The following is a 20,784-nucleotide window of genomic DNA, read 5'->3' on the forward strand; positions in this document are numbered from 1 at the left end:
ATATTTTAGTTATGCGGTGCGGGCCGAGTATGAGACGGGAAACGTCGAAAAGTGCCCCTCAACCCCGCGGGGCGAATGCCGGGAGCTCCGGATTATCGCTGCTCGCCGGCGCCGCCGAACAGATCTTTAGTACTCCGACGACAGGTGCTGTCCGAGGGCTATTCGGGCAGGGCAGATCCGCCTTAGCCCGAATTGGTGTCTATCCGATCCGCATTTTTTCCAGCATTCTGTGATCGTCGTCCAAGTGGCGGCATGGAAAAGCCAGGTATTGTCATGCGTTTTGGATACACGGCCTCCATTTAGGGCAACTCAACGAAAAGAAAACCTGACTACTCCCTATCCTTTTCAGGATTCGGAGCCGGATATGTGCGGCCTTGTACTGAGTACGTACGTTCCCAATACCAACGGTTTGATCAACAAATCGCGAAGAAGCTGCAGATGACTGGTATCGAATACATCTGCCGATGTTAACCGCATCGGAGCGAGCGCGAGTAAAATCCCATTTGAGATGAGAGGGATTTCGAAAAGCTGCTCCGGTTTTTTTCTGGAGAGAGTGCAATGTCTGACGACATCGAAATCACAAAGGTCGGGGCGCTTGCCGACGGCTTTGCAAACAGTGCTATCAATTCCACTGAAATCGAGGACGATTCGACCGGCTATGTCGGCGGCGTCGCCAATGGCGACAATCGCGACAATACCGACAACAGCGTCGACGTGGACGTCAAGGCTGAGATCGATGTTGCCGCCAACAACGGCGACAACCGCGACAACGAATATGACTGGAGCTACAAGTCCGACGACGATACGAGCACCAAGACCACGACGATCACCGATACCGACACCAAGACCGACTACGACTGGAGCTATGACAGCAAGACGTACAGCGACAACGACACCGACACCAAGACGATCACGGACACCGATACGAAGACCGTGACCGACACCGATATCAAGACCGTTACGGAGACGGATACGGATACGAAGACGGTTACCGACAGCAACAACACCTCCGACAGCTTCAACAAGACGGACACAGACTTCGCCGTCATCGAGGACGTCAAGGACTCCAATCTCGGCGTTGCCGGACACGACCTCACCTTCAACCTCGGGGACGACTTCTCCTTCACTCTCGACGTCGACAACATCCTGAACAATTCGCTGACCGGCGCAGGCAATGACAGCGGCTTCAGCGCGGTCCAGGCGAACCATCTGGCCGACCAGGATAGCGCCTGGAACACCAAGATGGACAACGCAGGCGCTCAGAACCACCTGAATGCCAATGGCGGCACCGCCGACAGCGCAGAAGGCATGGAGATGGACGGCAAAGGCTGGGATCTCAAGGCCGGCGACGACGCCGCTGGTTCGAGCGCGGCCGATGCTTCGGCGATCCTTGCCAATTCCGGCTTCCACCTCGAGCTCGTTCAGGGTGCGAACCTGCTCAGCAATACGGTCGACTCCAGCGTCATCGGCGGCAATTCTCATGCCTCCGACGTCGGCGAGGACACCAGCACCTGACACTGACCTCCAGCGACCAAGACGAACTGCACCGGCTCAAGCCGGTGCAGTTTGACTGCTTGAAAACGATTTGACGACCACACCACGGCTCCCGGCGGGCGCCACCAAGGCCGATCGTCATCTCGAATGGGAGGGCCGAACCATGCATATCGAGAAGATTTCGGAAATCATTGCGCACTTCATCGGTCTCTTCGAGATGACGACCGACGAGATGAGGTTGCGTACCAACTATGCCGAAGGCGCAGGACCGGGCGCGGATGGACCGGCTCTGCCGGATCAGGATGCCTTTACCGCCGCCTTCTCTTCCGATCTCCAGCTCAAGGATTACGATCCGGGCATCGATTACAAAAGCGGCAGCTACGAAATCGAATTTGGCCCGGCGCGCCATTTCGGCCGCGTCTTCGAAGAGAGCCTCGAGAAGCTGGCGGCGATCGCCGGAAAGGACATCCCGTTACCGCATTTCGGCGATCCTACAGATATCGTGCTCACGGATGAGCCGGAACTGACAATCTTTGCCGGGCCTGGTTCGGCGATCAGTCATGTCCTCCAGGTCAACGCTCTCTACGACGACGACTATCTCGATATGACGGATGGCGTCCATGCGCCGCGGGACACGAGCTTCGTCATCGAGCAGCTCGCGGATTTCAGCACAAAGGCCGAGATCTTCACGCCTTTTGCAAGCCTCCACCGGACAGATACCTATGATGGCGCGCTGAAAGTCGCCGAGGATCTCGAAGTCTATATCCAAAATGCTCAAAATACCGAGGACAGCGGGACAACTTCGCTCCGCACCGACGCGACGCATGAGTTCGTCCGCCTCGATCCCGGGGTCAACGACACCGTTTACATCAATGGCAAGGCCGAGACCGATATACCGGTTCTCGACGACTTCCTGCCCGACCGCGGTCTCGCCAAGCTCCCGGAAGAGCCCGATGACAGCAATACATCCGTCGAGCAGGACGACCCGAGCGGCAACAGCCTTGAGGTGACCGCCGGTGCAAATCTCGTCGTCAACGTCGCCTCGGTGATCAATACCGGCGTCATCACCTCGGTCACGGCGGTGATGGGTAATTATCACCAGGTCGACGCGATCTCCCAGGCCTTTGTCTACAGCGACAATGACGAGATCGCTTCAACGCTGCATTCATCCGACCGATCGGGCGAGGCGGCGGAAACGATCGCCAAAAATATCGCCCTCTTCGAACACAGCACCTTCGAAGCATCGAGCCACACCGACACAGATGCAGCCGAGCCGACGTTCCCCAACAGCTGGCGCGTCAGCGTCATCGACGGCGACGTCTCCTTCGTCCAGTGGATCGAGCAGTATCACTTCGTCACCGACAACGACACGATGACGGTCACCACCTCAGGGTCCGAATCCACGGTTCTGACGGGCGGCAATACTTCGATCAATTTCTCCTCGTTTTTCCAGATGGGCCTGCAATATGATCTGGTGATCATCGGCGGCAACGTGCTCGACATCAACAGCATCACGCAGATCTCGCTGCTCTACGACAATGACTGGGTGCGGGCGGAAGACGGCGTCGATCCCGGCGCCGACATACAGACGGGCGACAACCTGATCTGGAATTTCGCCTCGATCCACAATGTCGGGACGGACAGCCCGTTCGCAGCCATGCCGGACTATATGGCCGCGACGCAGAAGGCGATCGAGGACCGCGATCCAAACATGCCGGAAGGGCTGTCCTTCGATGTGAATTTCCAGGGCTATGCCGGCCTCAACGTGCTCTATATCACCGGCAATCTCTACGACATGACGATCATAAAGCAGGTCAGCATCCTCGGCGATTCCGACGATGTGACCCTGGCGGCATCGACCATCCTTGAAAACAATCCCGACGCAACGGTTACAATCGACACGGGCAGCAATGCGGTCGTCAACATCGCCGAAATCGTCGACTACGACAGTTTCGGCCAGACGACCTATCTGGCAGGCCAGCTCTATTCAGACGCCATCCTCATTCAGGGCGGGCTGGTGGAACATGACACGACACAGCCGCAACCGGCCGACGACAGGCTCGCCAACGAAGTCATCGCCTTTCTCGACAACGACGATCCGGCGGGCGGCGATTGCGCTGACGGCGTCATCAATGCCGGGAATGATTTTTCATGGTCGTCGACGCACCCCGCCGACGTAATGCAAGCCATGGTCGCGTGACCTTGAGTATTGCGAGGGAACCACGATGAACCAGATTTCGAAACAAATCCTTGCGGCAGGCAGCGCCCTCGATCTGAGGTCGGGCACTATTCCCGCCGCTGCCCCTTCGGAAGCGACGATGACCGATGTGTGCATATCCGCGATCGACGAGGCGGTCGAGAACCTTCGCAGGCTGAGCGGTGCGGCTGCTTCTTCGCCCGATCGCCACAAGAAGACGTCCGAAGCTGCGACAAACGAGGCTGCCGATATCGGACGCGCTAGTGCAACGGAGGCGCCCCTCCCGGAAAAGATGGTGGTGCCGGAAGCTAAAGTGGAGACGGCACCTCCTGTCGCGATGGCGCAGGGCCCGGCGACAGCAAAACCGGCGGAAGCGCTGGCCCAGCCGCAGATCGAAGCACGGGTGGCCCCCGAACTGCCGAAAGAGAAGACCGAGCTTAAATCGAGCCCGACGATCCCTTTCGGCAAGACCATCGAAGGCGAAAGCGGTCCGATCAGCGAGAACGACAGGCGGCTGCGCGCTGGCGGCGGCGGAAACGGCAAGGATTCCGATCCCGGGGGCGGCGGGGGCGGGGGCGGGGGAAGCGGCGGCGGTTTTCACAAGCGCAGCGAGCCTGTGAATTTCGCCGCCAGCCTCTCGCGCGGCATGGCGGCGGTACGGCACAACATGGTGGTCGTCATGATGTTCACGATCGCCATCAACGTCCTTCTGCTGGCAATCCCGCTCTATCTATTCCAGATATCCGACCGGGTGCTGACCAGCCGCTCCGTCGACACGCTCGTCATGCTCTCGATCGCCGTGATCGGCGCCGTGCTGCTGCAGGCCTTCATGGATTCGGTGCGGCGCTTCATCCTGATGCGCACCGCGGTGGAGCTCGAAGTGCAGCTCGGCGCGCCGATCCTCAGTGCTGCAGCCAGGGCATCGCTGCATGGCAGCGGCAAGGACTACCAGACGCTGCAGGATCTGCAGCTGCTGCGCGGTTTTCTGACATCAGGCACGCTGATCGCATTTCTCGATGCGCCGCTGATGCCGTTCTTCGTGGTCGTCGTCTATTTCGTGCATCCGCATCTCGGCATCATCATCATGGTCTGCTGCGCGGTGCTTTTCGTCATCGCCTATCTGAACCAGAAATTCACCGCCCGGCAATTCGCCGAATCCAACGGCTATCTCAGCCGGGCGAATTTCCATCTCGATTCCATGTCGCGCAATTCGCAGATCATCAACGCAATGGCGATGATCCCCGAGGCCGTGAAGATGTGGGGCCGGGAAACGGCGGGTTCGCTGAAATCGCAAGTCGAGGCACAGGACCGCAACATCATCTTCTCCGGCATATCGAAGGCCTGCCGCATGATCACCCAGGTCACGCTGCTCGGCTGGGGCGCACATCTGTCGCTCTCCGGCGAGCTGACGGGCGGCATGGTGATTGCGGCCTCGATCATCTCGGGGCGCGCGCTGGCACCAATCGAAGGCGCCATCGAAGGCTGGAACCAGTTCAACCGGTCGGCAGCCGCCTATAGCCGGATCAAGGGACTACTTTTGAATTCCCCATTGAACTTCCCGCGCCTGCGTCTTCCCAATCCCGAAGGCCGGCTCGATGTCGAACGCATTCTCTTCGTGCCGCCACCGCAAAAGAAGGTCATTCTCAACGGCATCTCCTTCTCGCTCAGGAAGGGGGAATCGCTTGCGATCATCGGCAATTCCGGGTCCGGCAAGACGACGCTCGGCAAGATGCTTGTCGGCTCGATCGTCCCGACATCGGGAAATGTGCGCCTCGACCTGATGGATCTGCGCAACTGGGACCAGCGCCAGTTCGGCGAAAGCATCGGCTATCTGCCGCAGGACGTGCAGCTCTTTCCCGGCACGATCAAGGCTAATATCTGCCGCATGCGCGACGACGTCGACGATCACCAGATCTACGACGCCGCGGTGCTGGCCGATGTGCACGAACTCATCGCAGGCTTCCCGCAGGGCTACGAAACTATCGTTGCAGCCGACGGCGCTCCGCTTTCGGGCGGCCAGAAGCAGCGCATTGCGCTGGCCCGCGCCTTCTTCGGCAATCCCAAATTCGTGGTGCTCGACGAGCCGAATTCGAACCTCGATACGCAGGGCGAGGCAGCACTTGCCAAGGCCCTGATCCACGCCAAGAAACAGGGCATTACCACCGTCACCATTACCCAGCGCCCGGCTCTCCTCCAATGCGTCGACAAGATCCTTGTGCTCAAGGACGGCACTGTCGCCATGTTCGGGGAAAGGATCGAGGTGCTGCAGGCGCTTTCCAAGAACAACGGCAATAACGGTCAACAAGCACCGCGCATTGAGGGATGAACGACATGGGACGGAAAAATCGGGAGACGACCGGTCCGGTGCAGCTCGAGTGGTATAGCGATGTGCCGCGCTCGATCCGTGTGCACAGCATCGTTGGCCTGACGGTTCTCTTCACTTCGTTCGGCGGCTTCGGCTTCTGGGCGGCGACGGCGCCGCTCGCCTCCGCCGTTATCGCGCAGGGAAGTTTCGTCGCGACCGGCAACAACAAGATCATCCAGCATCTGGAAGGCGGCATAATCAAGGAGATGCGTGTCAGCGAAGGCGATACGGTCAAGGAAGGCGACATCCTGCTGACGCTCGATCCGACAGCATCCCGCTCAAACGAGCGGATGCTGCAGCTTCGTCGCCTGCGCCTTGAAGCCGTCGTCGCCAGACTCCGTGCCGAAGCGCAGGGCCTGCGCGAATTCCAGCTTCCCGACATCGTGACGAAGGAAGCCAGCGACCCTGATATCAACGCGATTATCCAGAGCCAGAACGTCGTCTTCCACAGCAAGCAGATCAAGCTCGAAGAGCAACTCAATCTGATCGGGAAGAACATCGCATCGCTCGAATTCCGGTTCGCCGGCTATAGGGGCCAGCGAGATTCCTTCGAAAGGCAGCTGTCGCTGCTGACCGAGGAACGCGACTCCAAGGCTCGGCTGGTCAAGGTCGGCTATATGCGCAAGACGGATCTGCTGGCAATCGAGCGAGCGATCGCCGATGCGATGGGCGACATTGCTCGACTGAACGGCGAGCTCAACGAGAGCGAGGCGGAGATCGCCAAATTCCGCCAGGAAGCCGTCATCGCCGTCAACTCCAACAAGCAGGCGGCACTCGATGCGCTCGAGACCGCCGAAACCGATCTGGACAGTGTGCGCCAACAGATGCGCGAGGCCGCCGGCGTGCTCGAACGCACCACCATCCGTTCGCCGGTGTCGGGCACGGTGGTGCGTTCCTATTTTCACACAGCCGGCGGTGTCATCACGACAGGAAAGGCGATCATGGAGATCCTGCCGTCGCATGTGCCGCTGATCCTGGAAGCAAAGGTGCTGCGCACTTCGATCGACCAGTTGCATGAGGGAGAAACGGCCTCGATCCGCCTCACGGCGCTCAACCGGCGCACGACCCCTGTTCTGCAGGGCAAGGTCTTCTACGTCTCAGCCGATTCGATCGAGGAAAATGCGGGTGCTTCGGTCAAGGACGTTTATATCGTCCGCGTCGGAATACCCGATTCCGAGATTGCGCGGGTGCACAATTTCCATCCCGTTCCCGGCATGCCGGCCGAAGTGCTGATTCAGACGTCGGAACGCACCTTCTTCGAATATCTGAGCAAACCGATCACCGACAGCATGTCCCGGGCTTTCAAGGAGCGCTGATCGCTCGCGATCCGGCACGGGCGGTCCGGTAGATATGACGGACTTGCCCGTTGTTCTGATGTAATATCCACATGTCATCCCTCGAGGGAGGGATCCCCTCCGGGGAGAAAGGGTCAAGCATGGCGGCGATGTCCGATGTCCTGCTGCGGGTCGGCCGCCTGAACTATGTCTGGACGAACACCGAAAGCCTGCTGATCTACATCATCGCCCATCTTCTCCGGGTCGAAAAGGATGCGGCAATCGTCGTGTTCCTGACGCTCAACACCACGCGCGCCCGGATCGATCTCATCGAACGGCTGTCCAAGCTCGCTTCGACCTCCCCTTCCGACCGCAAGGCGATCCTTTCAGCCATGGCGCGGCTGAAGAAGGAATCCAAGATCCGAAACAAGTACAATCACTGCATCTATTCCTTCGACGAAAAGGGAGAGATCTCGAGCACGCAGCTAATGCGGCTCGTCGAGGACGACAAGCAGATCCGCTACGGCAAGATCGAACAGATGGACGCGCGCGAGCTCGACCTTCTGGAAAAGTCGATCGCCGAGATCGTCGCCATCAGCCGGACGCTCTGGGCCTTCATCCATGCGAGCCCGCAGATCTCCGGCGAGCTCTGATCTAATCCTTATGCACGCATGTTCTCAAAACCGCTGCACACTTTCGGGCGAGGTCCGTTGAAGCGCAGCATGCTTCAGGACGCGTTTCGCCTATAGCTTTGAATCTGTGCATCATTTTTACCAAAACCGATTGCGATTTTGGGTTATGCGCCGGCTCAGGACTAATCCCATTTAGGCCACTTAAATCATCCGGACGGTTTATTTGAAGATCGGTGTTTCCCATTAGAATGAAACCTCCCGAGTGACGTATGGGGTATTGGGGGGCGGACATGCGCATAGATATCATCGACACCATTGCGGGGTTCGAGGCGGTACGCGAGAACTGGGATCAGGTCTTCATGGAAGATCCCGACGCGCAGCATTTCCTCTCCTGGATATGGCTGAAGAACTATCTCTCCCGCCGGCGCCGCTGGTTCATCCTCGCCCTTCGCGAACGCGATCCCGAAACACCCTATGTCGCCTTCTTTCCGCTGCGTCTCATCACGCATCTGAACGAGAAGAGCGGGCTCTTCTACGACGAGATCATCATGGCAGGGAATTTTGCGGCCGATTACACCGGCTTCATCGTCAGACCGGATTACGAGCATCACGCCATTGCCGGCTTTGCTTCGTTTCTCAAACATCAGAACTGGACTGATCTGAAACTCGAATATTTCAGCGGCCCTGCTGGCCGGCGCGAGAAGATGATCGAGGCGCTGCAGGGACCGGAGGTGATGTTTCGCGACAGCTCGCCCAAGAACAGCGAGAATATCGACAATACGATTTGCCCGATCGTCCCTCTGCCGGCAAGCTTCGACGACTATCTCGATCAGCGCATGAGCAGCCAGACGCGCCAGAAGCTCCGGCGGTTCCTACGTAAGGTCGAAGGCGACGATATTTACCGGATCACGATGGCAACCGCCGAGACCATTGTTCGGGACTTGGACATCCTCTTCAATCTCTGGCGGATCAAGTGGAGTGCCCGCAAAGGCACGGAGCGGACCGAGCGGCTGATCGTCACCACACGCGAAATGCTGATGGACAGCTTCAACTGCGGCAATCTCGAGGTGCCGGTCTTTTGGCATGGCGACCAGCCGCTCGGCGCGCTGGCGAATATCGTCGACCGGCAGAAGAAGGCGATCCTCTTTTATATCACCGGCCGCGACGAAAACTGGAAGACGCCGTCTCCCGGTCTCATCCTGCATGGTTACTGCATCCGGCGAGCGATCGAGCACGGCTTCAAGACCTATGATTTCCTGCGCGGAAACGAACCCTACAAGTACATGTTCGGGGCGGAGGAAAGGCGGATCAGTTGCACCCTGTTCCGCACCCGCAACGGCCAGAATCTGCATGGTGTGCTCAACCCGCGCAGCATTCGATTCGTCTATGAACAAGCGCTCGACATGTACCGCAGCGGAGCCCGGAGCAAGGCGGAGATCGCCTTCAACCAGGTCCTGCAATCGGCTCCAGGCCATACCGGCGCGGAATTCGGGCTCGCCAATCTTCTATTCGACCGCGGCAAGCTGACGGAGGCACTGGCTGCCTACAAGGTTCTCGTCGAGCAAGCGCCCGACCCGACACCGATCCAAATGCGGCTTGGCGACACGCAGCTTGCCCTGCATCAATATGAGCAGGCCGCTGAGACTTTCCGCCGGGTCGGCGAGATCGGGCCGCATCTTATCCAGGCGCATTACAAGCGCGGTATCGCCCTTGCAGCCAGCAAACGGCTGGCCGAGGCGGAGGTCGTCTTCGCCGCGATCCAGGACGTGCATTCGGACGATCCGACCTCGCTCGAATATTCCGCCAAGGCGGGTGTTGCCCTCGAACGCCTGCGATCGATTGGCGAGCCCGCCGGTGGCAAGACGGACGTCGTGCCGGAGACCGTTGCCCGCTGGAACCGGGGACGGCAACTCAGCGAGCGACGCCGGCCACGTCTGCATTGACATTAAACCCTATTGCCGATCCATTTCTTGATTTCGCTTCTTCCAGCACACATGGCGCAGTGGTGTTCCAGGCGCGGTTGTGCTTTAAATTTGGGCATCACCCATGGTGGAAGACCACTGTCATGGATACGCAGCAAATTCCCTTCAAGGTAACAGCCGTTCGCTTCGTGCGAGCGGTGGAGGCCTTCATGACTTCCGAGGTAGGCGGAAAAGCGGCATTGATGTTTGCCGGGCTGGTAGCACTCTTCCTCGCGCTCAGCGGTGACGAGGCCATCCGTCGCAGCATTGCGACACGCCTCAGCGAAAATGCGGATCTTCTGGGAAAAGACACGACCGTGACCGTCACCGACGGTGTGGCTCACCTGTGGGGAACCATCGACACGGAAGAGTGCAAGAAGGCGGCGCGCGTCGCTGCCGAAAGTGTCCGCGGCGTGAGGCAAGTGGTTGAACACTTCTCTGAGGATCGTCGGTAAAAGCCGGCGGGATTTCCTTCGCTATCGGCTTCTGCCTTCGGATTAAACCTCGGATGCCGTCGATTTTAACTGTGCTTCTGATGCATTTCGTGCGAGTATTAGCTCGCACGCATAGACAGCTTGGAGCGAATCCGCTTCGACGGCAGGGCGATATACAAGAAAAGTAGAGATGTAAGTGATGGCCGCAGCCGCAACGGGCGGGCCAGCGTCTCAGGCTGATTGAAACAGGCACCATATGGCATATTGGGTCGACACGACCGCGCTGCAGATTGTGCCTGCCGTCAGCATCCCTTCCGCCAAGCATCTGTCGCTCGCTTCATTCGCTCGCAGTTAGAAACTCGACAATTTCTCACCTTGGAAGATCTTACCGCAGCAATCTGGGCTCAGAGGAGGAGGCACCCATGGTTTCGCTCAAAACGGCACGAGATGCAAAGGTCACCATACACGCGAAGATGGCAACGGGCGGCCCCCTTTCGACGAAAGAATTGCAGTCCATCGACGCCTATTGGCGGGCATCGAACTATCTGTCGGTCGGACAGATTTATCTTCTCGACAATCCACTGCTGAAAGAACCATTGAGGCGCGAGCACATAAAGCCGCGACTGCTTGGCCATTGGGGCACCTCGCCGGGTTTGAACATGCTTTACGTGCATCTCAACCGCGTGATCAAACGCGATGATCTAGAGATGATCTACGTCATCGGACCAGGACATGGCGGCCCGTCGCTGGTTGCGCACGCCTATCTCGAAGGCACCTACAGCGAAGTTTATCCCAATATAAGTCAGGATGCAGAGGGCATGAAGAGGCTGTTCAAGCAGTTCAGCTTCCCCGGCGGCATCCCTAGCCACGTTGCCCCGGAAACCCCCGGCAGTATCCACGAGGGCGGTGAACTGGGTTATGCCCTCAGCCACGCCTATGGGGCGGCGTTCGACAACCCGAATCTGATTGTCGCCTGCGTCGTCGGCGACGGGGAGGCCGAAACCGGACCGCTTGCAACAGGCTGGCACGGCAACAAATTCCTCAATCCCGCTCGCGACGGCTGCGTGCTGCCAATTCTGCATCTGAACGGCTACAAGATCGCCAACCCGTGCTTCCTTGCCCGCATTCCCCGGGACGAGCTGAGGAAGTTCTTCGAAGGCATGGGCTACACGCCGTATTTCGTCGAGGGTAGTGACCCCGAAGGGGTGCACCAGCAATTGGCCGGCGTGCTCGACACAGCAGTGGCGGATATCCAGGAAATCTGGGCGGCTGCCCGCACCAAAGGCAAGATAAAACGCCCGATGTGGCCGATGATCCTTTTCCGCACGCCAAAGGGCTGGACCTGCCCCCCCGAGATCGACGGCAAGAAATGCGAGGATTACTGGCGGGCGCACCAGGTGCCGATGGGCGACATGGACAAACCGGAACACATCCGCATTCTGCAGGAATGGATGAAGAGCTACCGCCCTGAGGAATTGTTTGATGACAGCGGTCGCTTCAAGCCAGGGCTGGCGGCGCTGGCGCCTGTGGGGCAACGCCGGATGAGCGACAATCCGCATGCCAACGGCGGATTGTTATTGCGGGATCTGAAAATGCCCGATTTCCGCGACTACGCAGTCTCAGTGCCAAGCCCCGGGCAAACCCACACCGAGGCGGCGCGGGTGATGGGCAAGTTTCTCCGCGATATCATGAAGATGAATATGGAGAGCAGTAATTTCCGCCTCTTCAGCCCCGATGAGAACAACTCCAATCGCTGGCAGGACGTACTGGAGGTCACCAATCGCTGCTACATGGCGGATATCTATCCAGAAGACGATCATCTTTCGCCGGATGGCAGAGTGATGGAGGTGCTCAGCGAGCATCAATGCCAGGGCTGGCTGGAAGGTTACCTGCTGACCGGCCGGCATGGCTTCTTTTCCTGCTACGAAGCCTTCATCCACATCATCGACTCGATGTTCAACCAGCACGCCAAATGGCTGAAGGTGTGCAACGACATTCCATGGCGGCGATCGGTCGCCTCGCTTAACTACTTCCTGAGCTCCCATGTCTGGCGGCAGGACCACAATGGCTTCAGCCACCAGGACCCGGGATTCATCGATCACGTGGTCAACAAGAAGGCAGACGTTGTCCGGATCTATCTGCCGCCGGACGCCAATACATTGCTCTCGGTGACGGATCACTGCTTGCGCAGCCGCAACTACGTCAACGTCGTTGTCGCAGGCAAGCAGCCTGCTCCGCAATGGCTCACGATGGATCAGGCCATCAAGCATTGCAGCGAAGGTCTTGGTATTTGGGAATGGGCAAGCAACGACAAGGGAAGTGACCCAGACGTCGTGATGGTATGCTGTGGGGATGTTCCAACAGTCGAGACGCTGGCGGCAGTCGAGCTGATCCGGGAGCACCTGCCGGAGCTGAAAGTCCGCGTTATCAACGTCGTGAACCTGATGAAACTTCAACCCCCGTCCGAGCATCCACATGGGCTGCCGGATCGCGATTTTGATGCGCTGTTCACCAAGAACAAGCCGATCATCTTTGCCTTCCACGGCTATCCGTGGCTCATCCACCGGCTCACCTACCGCCGTACCAATCACGGCAATCTGCACGTCCGCGGCTACAAGGAAGAAGGAACGACGACGACGCCGTTCGACATGGTGGTCCTGAATGAAATGGACCGTTTCCATCTGGTCGAGGACGTCATTGACCGGCTGCCGCAGCTCGGTGCGCGCGCTGCGTATTTCAAACAGGCAATTCGCGAGAAGCTGGTCGAACATCGCCAATATATTGAGAAGCATGGCGACGACATGCCGGCAATCAGCGGCTGGAAATGGGGCTCGAAAGCTCAGCCAAAAACACGTCAAAGAACCTCCACCGAAGGGGACAATGCTTGATCAACATTGTGCAATCGAACGGAGGTTCCAGTGGCAACGAGCACGGCCGGCGCGCCACGCCATGATAGTATCGCGGAGCTCAATCCGAGTTCCGCGGTCGCATTGCTTTCCAACGACCGATACAGTGTCCTGGTCACCGCTGCCGGCGCTGGTTACGGAATGTGGCAAGGCCTCGACATTACCCGGTGGCGCGAGGACAGCACCCGCGATTGTTGGGGCCAATTTTGTTACGTCCGAGATCTGGCTGACAACGATCTCTGGTCCATCGGGCGGCAGCCATTATTTCGCCCTTCAAATATCTGCGAGCACGCCTTTCACGGAGACCGGATCGAACTCAGCTGTCATGCCGGCGACATTGAAATCGTCTCGAAAATCTGTGTCGCACCCGATGTGGACGTGGAAGTGCGCATGCTCACAGTCACGAACCATGGCACACGGGAAAGAACCCTCGAACTGACAAGCTATGCCGAAGTCTGCCTGTACAATCGCAGCGCGGATATGGCGCATCCGGGTTTCGCCAAGCTTTTCGTGGAGACACGGTTTGATAAGGCAACGGGTACCCTGTTTGCCCGTCGCAGGCCACGTGCCGCCGGAGAGACGATATCTATGGCGCGCCCCCGCACACGGGGCGCGGCGGATGGACCTGGTACACGGGATCGACCAGTTGGCTTTATCGTGTGGCGCTCGAGGCGATCCTTGGCTTTCGCCAGGAGGGGCGGTTCCTGCGGTTCGAACCCTGCGTTCCGGCAGGCTGGCCGGCCTACGAGATCGCATACCGATATGGATCTGCGACCTACCGCATCCATTTCGACAACTCGAAGGGCATCGGCCGGGGTGGGCAATCCGTCACGCTGGATGGCGAACTTGTTGCGAACGAGAGCGTCCCGCTTGCGCAAGACGCGCGCACGCACGACGTCCACGTTATCATTGGATAGCGACCATGCCCGAAACGCTCTCGACCGACGCCGATCTCGACCGCTTGCCAACGGACCACGATCTCAGTCGGCTGCAGTTCACCACTGTCTTATACTATCTCCACTGCACGAATCCGGACAACGGTCTCGTCCGCGACAAGACGGAACCCAACGCACCGGCCAGCATCGCGGCGATCGGCATGGCACTGGCGACGATCCCCGTGGTCGTGGAACGCGGCGTCCTCATTCGCGAATTTGCGGCAAAGATCACCCGCAGCCGCCTGAGATACCTGATGGCATGCCCGCAGGGGCCTGAGCCGGATTCATCAGGTTACAAGGGCTTCTTCTATCATTTTCTGGATATCGAAACGGGCCGCCGAGTTTGGCAATGCGAGCTGTCGACAATCGACTCCGCTTTCCTGTTTGCGGGTGCCTTGACCGTCGCCACTTATTTTGATCGGGATACGGCCGATGAGGCGGAAATCCGCGGGCTCGCAACGGCGCTTTACGAGCGGGCCGATTGGAATTGGGCCCGCGACGGCGGCGCAACTCTGACGCATGGCTGGCGTCCGGAGAGCGGCTTCATCCCCTATCGTTGGCGCGGCTATGATGAAGGCCTGCTTCTCTACATCATTGGTCTCGGATCCCCAACTCACCCGCTGCCGCCCGAATCTTATGCCGCCTACACCGAGAGCTACGAATGGAGGAATATCTACGGCCGCGAACTGCTATATTCGGGACCGCTCTTCACCCACCAGCTGTCGCATATGTGGATAGATTTTCGAGGCATACGCGATGCGTTCATGCGCGAGCATGACACCGATTATTTCGAAAACACCCGGCATGCGACATATGTCCAGCAGGAGTATGCAATCCGCAACCCGATGAACTTTGCAGGGTATGGCGAGCATTGTTGGGGGTTTACAGCGTGCGACGGGCCTGGCTGGGGCAATCGGACGACAGAAGGGGTCGATCGGGAGTACTTCGACTATATTGCCCGCGGGGCTCCCTTCGGGCCTGACGACGGCACGATCGCACCATGGGTCGCCGTCGCCTCACTGCCGTTCGCGCCGGAAATCGTTGTGCCGACTGTTCGCAACTTTGCGCGAATGAACCTCGGCATGACGCGGCTTTACGGTTTCAAACCGTCGTTCAATCAAACATATGCCGTGGAAAATAGCCCGACCGGCTGGTGGGTAAGCCCGCATCACTTCGGCATTGATCAAGGACCCGTCGTCCTGATGATCGAAAATTATCGGACCGGGTTGCTCTGGAGCATCATGCGCCGTTGCAGGCCGATTGTCACCGGATTACGACGCGCAGGATTCTCTGCAGGCTGGCTTTAAGTGACCACTCGTCATCCCCATCACCGTTGCCTCGCTGCAGGGAGGCTGCAACTCCGATGCATCATTCTGCCTCAGAACGCAACCGCCGACAAAATGATTGCCGCTGGCCACCGCTGGGAGCCACCGCGGCATGCGGGAACCTGCAGCTGGCGGCCTCGATCTCCGTGCCCCGAACGCACCTGGCCGACCCTGGCTCTGCCGTCTCGGTCCCAATGTAAGTTTGCATTTAACCGAATACTAATGTATTCTCTGGTTGCTGCATTAGGGTTATGGATCGGGACGGTGCGGAAGGTGGGTGTCCCGGCCGAGCGGATTATGCATGGGCGCAGAATGCTACCTGATTCAATCCCAAAACCGTCGAATCTCCCGTTTTTCTGAACGCATGCATTCAATTCACCGCGACCGGCTTTGGTCGTCTTTGTCTCATTAAAACTTAGTCTACGCGCGGGAACGGCGATATGACGGGAGACCGCCCAGACCGTGCGCGGCTCATCCCATGCGGGCACCGGCTTGAAATTCTGATCCATAAATTCGGCCGCACGCCAGCGGCAACTTTACTTTGCTTGTTCAGCATGTGTGGATTTGAGGCACGCAGTGTTCGGCAATGCCCGCTTCGTTTCTGATGCCGTCGCCGTAGTCGGTCGACCGCCGACGCCGGTCAGCGTGGCGGGCGTCGTCGACTCGGCGCTGTGCCACTGATGCCTATGATTGCTAGCCAGGGCCCATGAATTGGCCCGCCCTGCAGAATGCCGCGTTCGCTGCGGGACCTTCTCATCTAGGAGCGGCGACGCGACCCGTTGGTGCGCGTCATAAAGACGGAGGTGTCAGTTGGATAAGAAGCTAGCATCTGCTCGAACCGGCGCCGAAGCGAAGCGCCTAACTGAGGCGCGGGATCGCGGCATAAACTGGAAGAAATGGGGTCCCTATCTCAGCGAGCGACAATGGGGCACCGTCCGCGAGGATTATAGCGAGACAGGGGATGCCTGGAATTTCTTCACTCACGATCACGCCCGCTCGCGTGCGTACCGTTGGGGGGAGGATGGCATCGCCGGCATATCGAACGACAAACAGAACCTGTGCCTTGCACTGGCTCTCTGGAACGGGAAAGACCCAATCCTCAAGGAGCGGCTCTTTGGGTTGACCAATAACGAGGGCAACCACGGCGAAGATGTGAAAGAGTATTACTTCTATATAGACAGCACACCGACGCATTCGTACATGAAGTACCTGTACAAATACCCGCAGGCGGTTTTTCCGTATGCAGATCTCGTGGAGACAAATGGACGGCGCTCTCGGAACGAATTCGAGTACGAACTGCTTGATACCGGTGTCTTTGATGATGATCGTTACTTCGACGTCTTCGTGGAATATGCCAAAGCTGCTCCGGAAGACATTCTTGTAAAGATTACTGCTTTCAATCGTGGACCGGACGCGGCCGAACTACATCTCTTGCCAACGCTATGGTTCCGGAACGATTGGGCGAGCTGGATTGCCGAAACGAGCAGAGCCGCCCGGAAACCAAACTTGCGGCAGATTGAGGAGGCGGCGGGTCAGAGCACGGTAGCCGCAACCGATTCGGTGGGAGGTGCGTTCCTTCTATCTTGCGAAGGCGACGTGCCGCTGCTCTTCACTGAAAATGAGACAAACGCCGAGAGGCTTTTCCCTGGTCAAAGGAACGAGAGCCCTTATGTGAAGGACGGCATCAACAATTTCGTGGTCCAGGGCGATCAGAACGCAGTAAACCCTGAAAAACAGGGTACCAAGGTCGCGGCGCACTATCGCATGACGATAGCTCCCGGCCAGTCGGCGACCGTGCGGCTGCGTCTGAGCTCTGCAAAGACTGCGCAAGCCAGGACTGCCCAAAATGGCTTTGGCAAGGAGTTTGACCAGACTCTGGCCGAGCGGCTGCAGGAGGCGGACGAATTCTATAGCTCGCTGACCCCGTCATCCGTCTCTCCGGACGCGGCTAACGTGATGCGTCAGGCCATCGCCGGCATGCTGTGGAGCAAGCAGTTCTATTTTTTCGACGGTGACAACTGGCTGGACGAGCACCATTCCAATCCGCTGCATGCCGGATATCGCCACACTCGGAACTCCGATTGGTTCCACATGCTCAATGAAGACGTCATCTCGATGCCCGACAAGTGGGAGTATCCTTGGTATGCGGCTTGGGATTTGGCCTTCCACACGCTCCCGATCGCAATCGTCGATCCCGATTTCGCCAAGGACCAGTTGAAACTGATGCTACGCGGCGTTTACTTGCACCCGAACGGCCAGATGCCCGCGTATGAATGGAACTTCGGCGACGTGAACCCCCCGGTCCACGCTTTTGCGACATTGTTCCTGCACCGCACCGAGCAAGCTCTGCGCGGTGAGACGGACGTCCAGTTCCTCAGAGAGGCGTTCAGCAAGCTCGTGCTGAACTTCACCTGGTGGGTCAACCGCAAGGATCGGTTTGGAAAGAATGTCTTCGAGGGCGGCTTCCTCGGTCTGGACAACATCGGCATCTTCGACCGCAGCGCTCCGTTGCCTACTGGCGGCCATCTCGAGCAGGCCGACGGCACGGCCTGGATGGCTCTTTTCAGTCAGAACATGATGGAGCTGGCGGTAGAGCTCGCGGTCCACGACCCCACCTATGAGGATATGGTCGTGAAGTTTGCGGAACACTTCTACTATATCGCAGGGGCGATGAACCAGCCGGATAAGGGCGGCATGTGGGACGAAGAGGACGGCTTCTACTACGACCTTTTGCGGCTCCCTGATGGCAGCGGCACGCGGCTCAAAGTGCGCTCGATGGTAGGGCTATTGCCGCTGTGTGCGGCGACGGTCATGGAGCCGTGGCAGCGCGAGCGCATTCCGCGGGCGATGGAACAGTTGGCTCAACGCATACGCCGCATGCCCGAGTTGCAGCAAAACATTCATGTGACAGGACCTGGTCATTATGGCGTGTCTGACCGAGGGATGTTTTCACTGGTCAACTCGGAGCGGCTTCGCCGAATTCTCTCGAGGATGCTTGACGAAAACGAGTTCCTGAGCAGCTACGGCATCCGCTCGCTCTCCAAGGTCCATGAGCGGGATCCGTATGTCTTCCAAGTGCAAGGTCAGGAATATCGAGTGGACTATCTGCCAAGTGAATCGAACACCGGGATGTTCGGCGGCAATTCGAACTGGCGCGGGCCGGTGTGGATGCCGGTGAATGTGCTCATCATTCGGGCATTGCAGAATTTCTACCTATACTATGGCGATAACTTCAAGATCGAATGTCCCACGGGATCAGGAAAGTTGATGAACCTCTTCGAGGTCTCCAAGGAAATTGCCGACCGGCTCGGCCGCATCTTTTTGCGCGACGAGCATGGCAGGCGCGCTGTTTATGGAGGCACCGAGAAGTTCCAGACCGACCCACACTGGCGCGATCTCGTTTTGTTCTACGAGTACTTCCACGGAGACAACGGTGCAGGGCTTGGCGCAAGCCACCAGACCGGTTGGACCGGACTCATCGCAAAGACCATTCAGCTCTACGGTCTTCTGGATCCGCAAAAGGCGTTGGAAGTTGGCAAGCAGGCAGCGTTCACTCAAAATTCGAAATGAAGCAACCGATGAGCACATGGCCCAAACACCCTGTCATTTACGAGATAAATACATGGGTCTGGCTTGGCGAAGTGAGCCGGAAATACCAGAGGCTCGTGAACCTTTCCTCGGTGCCGGCCGATGAGTGGGATCGGATCGCATCCTTTGGCCTTGACGCCGTTTGGCTGATGGGCGTCTGGGAGCGTAGTCCCGCTGGAATCGAAGTCTCCATGCAAAACGAGAGTCTTCTTGAAGACTTCAGGAAAGTCCTGCCTGACTTTACGCCGGAGGATAACGTCGGCTCCCCGTACTGCGTGCGCCGCTATGTCGTTGATGACCACCTGGGTGGGCCGCAGGGACTCGCCGTCGCCCGATCCATGCTTCATGAGCGCGGGCTGCGCCTGATCCTCGATTTCGTACCAAACCACGTGGCGCCGGACCATCCATGGGTCCGCGATCAGCCTGGATATTTCGTACAGGGAAGCGATGACGACGCGAGAAACGATCCGGCATCCTTTGTCACGGAGGGAAGCAAGGTGTTCGCCCGCGGCCGGGATCCGTTTTTTCCGGCTTGGCCCGATGTTCTTCAGCTCAACACCTTTTCACCAGCGTTGCGGGAGACCGTAGTTGAAACAATTGCGGAGATTGCAGGGCAGTGCGAGGGTGTCCGCTGCGACATGGCGATGCTAGTGTTAAACACCATCTTCGAACGCACGTGGGGTGACCGCGCCGGAGCAAAGCCGGACGACGATTACTGGTCGACGATTATGCCAACGATCAAATCAAGGTACCCTGAGTTCAAGTTCATCGCCGAGGCCTACTGGGACCTGGAGTGGGAACTGCAGCAACAGGGCTTTGACTATTGCTACGACAAGAAACTCTACGACCGCATGGAACATGGAGATGCCGAGAGCGTGCGCCAGCACCTTTTGGCGGATTCCACCTACCAGGAAAAGATGGTCAGGTTCATAGAGAACCACGATGAACCCAGAGCCGCCGCCGCTTTTCCTCTTGAAAAGGCGCGCGCTGCGGCGGTCGCAATGCTCACGCTCACTGGGGCGAAACTGCTGCACGAGGGACAGTTCGAGGGGGCAACGACGAGACTGCCGATCTTCCTTGGCCGCCGCCCAGTGGCGTCGGTCGATTGCGATCTCTCGGCCTTCTATGCGCGCCTCTTGAAGGCGATCCATGGCGATGTCTTCAAGAATGGGGAATGGCGCCTGTGCGAGCGGAGCGGCTGGTCGGACAATCAGAGCTGCAGGAACATTCTCTCCTGGTGCTGGGCCAAAGGCGAGGCACGCTGCCTGATCGTCATCAACTTCAGTGAAACGGCCTCCCAGGCGCTTATCCATGTGCCGTGGGACGAACTCCGAGGAAAAGAGTGGCGCCTCGACGACCTACTATCGGAAGACTGCTACGACCGAAACGGGAGCGAGATCAGGGACGTTGGATTGCATGTTGATCTGCGGCCGTGGAAATCCAGTCTATTCGAGCTACGTGCACGATAACCCAACCCCACTCGAGCCTCGCTGAGTTAAGCTAATCCTACCCTGTTTTCAAAGTCGTTCGCGCTGAGATAGGCCAGATTACTCAAAAAGAGCAGGTGAGATATGCGGGCTAAATTTGCTGTAGGAATTCCCAACGTCAAATCTTGCGTCGGCCTGCGATCTGGCAAATACAACAAAGCCCCGGCCGTTTTTGCGGTCCGGGGC

The 20,784-nt window shown here is 58.4% G+C and carries 12 protein-coding genes and 1 pseudogene; all 13 read left to right on the top strand.

The window, feature by feature from the left end; genetic code table 11:
* Positions 1-558: 558 nt before the first annotated feature.
* The gene (locus OLZ32_RS34125; RefSeq protein ID WP_264424743.1) at positions 559-1,515 is read left to right on the top strand and encodes a fibrinogen-binding protein; all 957 of its coding nucleotides are present in this window, start codon (positions 559-561) and stop codon (positions 1,513-1,515) included.
* A 142-nt stretch (positions 1,516-1,657) separates the two neighbouring features.
* Entirely contained in the window at positions 1,658-3,694 is a 2,037-nt protein-coding gene (locus OLZ32_RS34130) for a hypothetical protein (RefSeq protein WP_264398743.1), read from the top strand.
* A 25-nt stretch (positions 3,695-3,719) separates the two neighbouring features.
* Positions 3,720-6,017, top strand: a complete 2,298-nt coding sequence (locus OLZ32_RS34135) for a type I secretion system permease/ATPase (RefSeq protein WP_264424745.1) — start codon at positions 3,720-3,722, stop codon at positions 6,015-6,017.
* A gap of 5 nt (positions 6,018-6,022) precedes the next feature.
* Positions 6,023-7,372, top strand: a complete 1,350-nt coding sequence (locus tag OLZ32_RS34140; RefSeq protein ID WP_026160065.1) for an HlyD family type I secretion periplasmic adaptor subunit — start codon at positions 6,023-6,025, stop codon at positions 7,370-7,372.
* A 119-nt stretch (positions 7,373-7,491) separates the two neighbouring features.
* Positions 7,492-7,983 (top strand): hypothetical protein, encoded by a 492-nt coding sequence (locus tag OLZ32_RS34145; RefSeq protein WP_003544211.1) that lies wholly within the window; start codon positions 7,492-7,494, stop codon positions 7,981-7,983.
* Positions 7,984-8,252: 269 nt separating this feature from the next.
* Positions 8,253-9,905 (top strand): GNAT family N-acetyltransferase, encoded by a 1,653-nt coding sequence (locus tag OLZ32_RS34150; RefSeq protein ID WP_264424747.1) that lies wholly within the window; start codon positions 8,253-8,255, stop codon positions 9,903-9,905.
* A gap of 122 nt (positions 9,906-10,027) precedes the next feature.
* The gene (locus OLZ32_RS39510) at positions 10,028-10,378 is read left to right on the top strand and encodes a BON domain-containing protein (protein WP_264398731.1); all 351 of its coding nucleotides are present in this window, start codon (positions 10,028-10,030) and stop codon (positions 10,376-10,378) included.
* A gap of 401 nt (positions 10,379-10,779) precedes the next feature.
* Positions 10,780-13,245, top strand: a complete 2,466-nt coding sequence (locus OLZ32_RS34160; RefSeq protein ID WP_264424749.1) for a phosphoketolase family protein — start codon at positions 10,780-10,782, stop codon at positions 13,243-13,245.
* Between the two features lie 30 nt (positions 13,246-13,275).
* A pseudogene (locus tag OLZ32_RS34165) lies at positions 13,276-13,842 on the top strand (GH36-type glycosyl hydrolase domain-containing protein); the annotation flags it as partial.
* Positions 13,843-13,922: 80 nt separating this feature from the next.
* Entirely contained in the window at positions 13,923-14,180 is a 258-nt protein-coding gene (locus OLZ32_RS34170) for a hypothetical protein (protein WP_264424755.1), read from the top strand.
* A gap of 5 nt (positions 14,181-14,185) precedes the next feature.
* Positions 14,186-15,505 (top strand): glucoamylase family protein, encoded by a 1,320-nt coding sequence (locus tag OLZ32_RS34175; RefSeq protein WP_264398736.1) that lies wholly within the window; start codon positions 14,186-14,188, stop codon positions 15,503-15,505.
* An 828-nt stretch (positions 15,506-16,333) separates the two neighbouring features.
* Entirely contained in the window at positions 16,334-19,093 is a 2,760-nt protein-coding gene (locus tag OLZ32_RS34180; RefSeq protein ID WP_264424751.1) for an MGH1-like glycoside hydrolase domain-containing protein, read from the top strand.
* An 8-nt stretch (positions 19,094-19,101) separates the two neighbouring features.
* A complete protein-coding gene (locus OLZ32_RS34185) occupies positions 19,102-20,580 on the top strand; it encodes an alpha-amylase family glycosyl hydrolase (protein WP_264424753.1) in 1,479 nt (492 codons plus the stop codon).
* Positions 20,581-20,784: the final 204 nt, after the last annotated feature.

Source organism: Rhizobium acaciae, from assembly GCF_025941625.1.
GTDB classification, from domain to species: domain Bacteria; phylum Pseudomonadota; class Alphaproteobacteria; order Rhizobiales; family Rhizobiaceae; genus Rhizobium; species Rhizobium acaciae.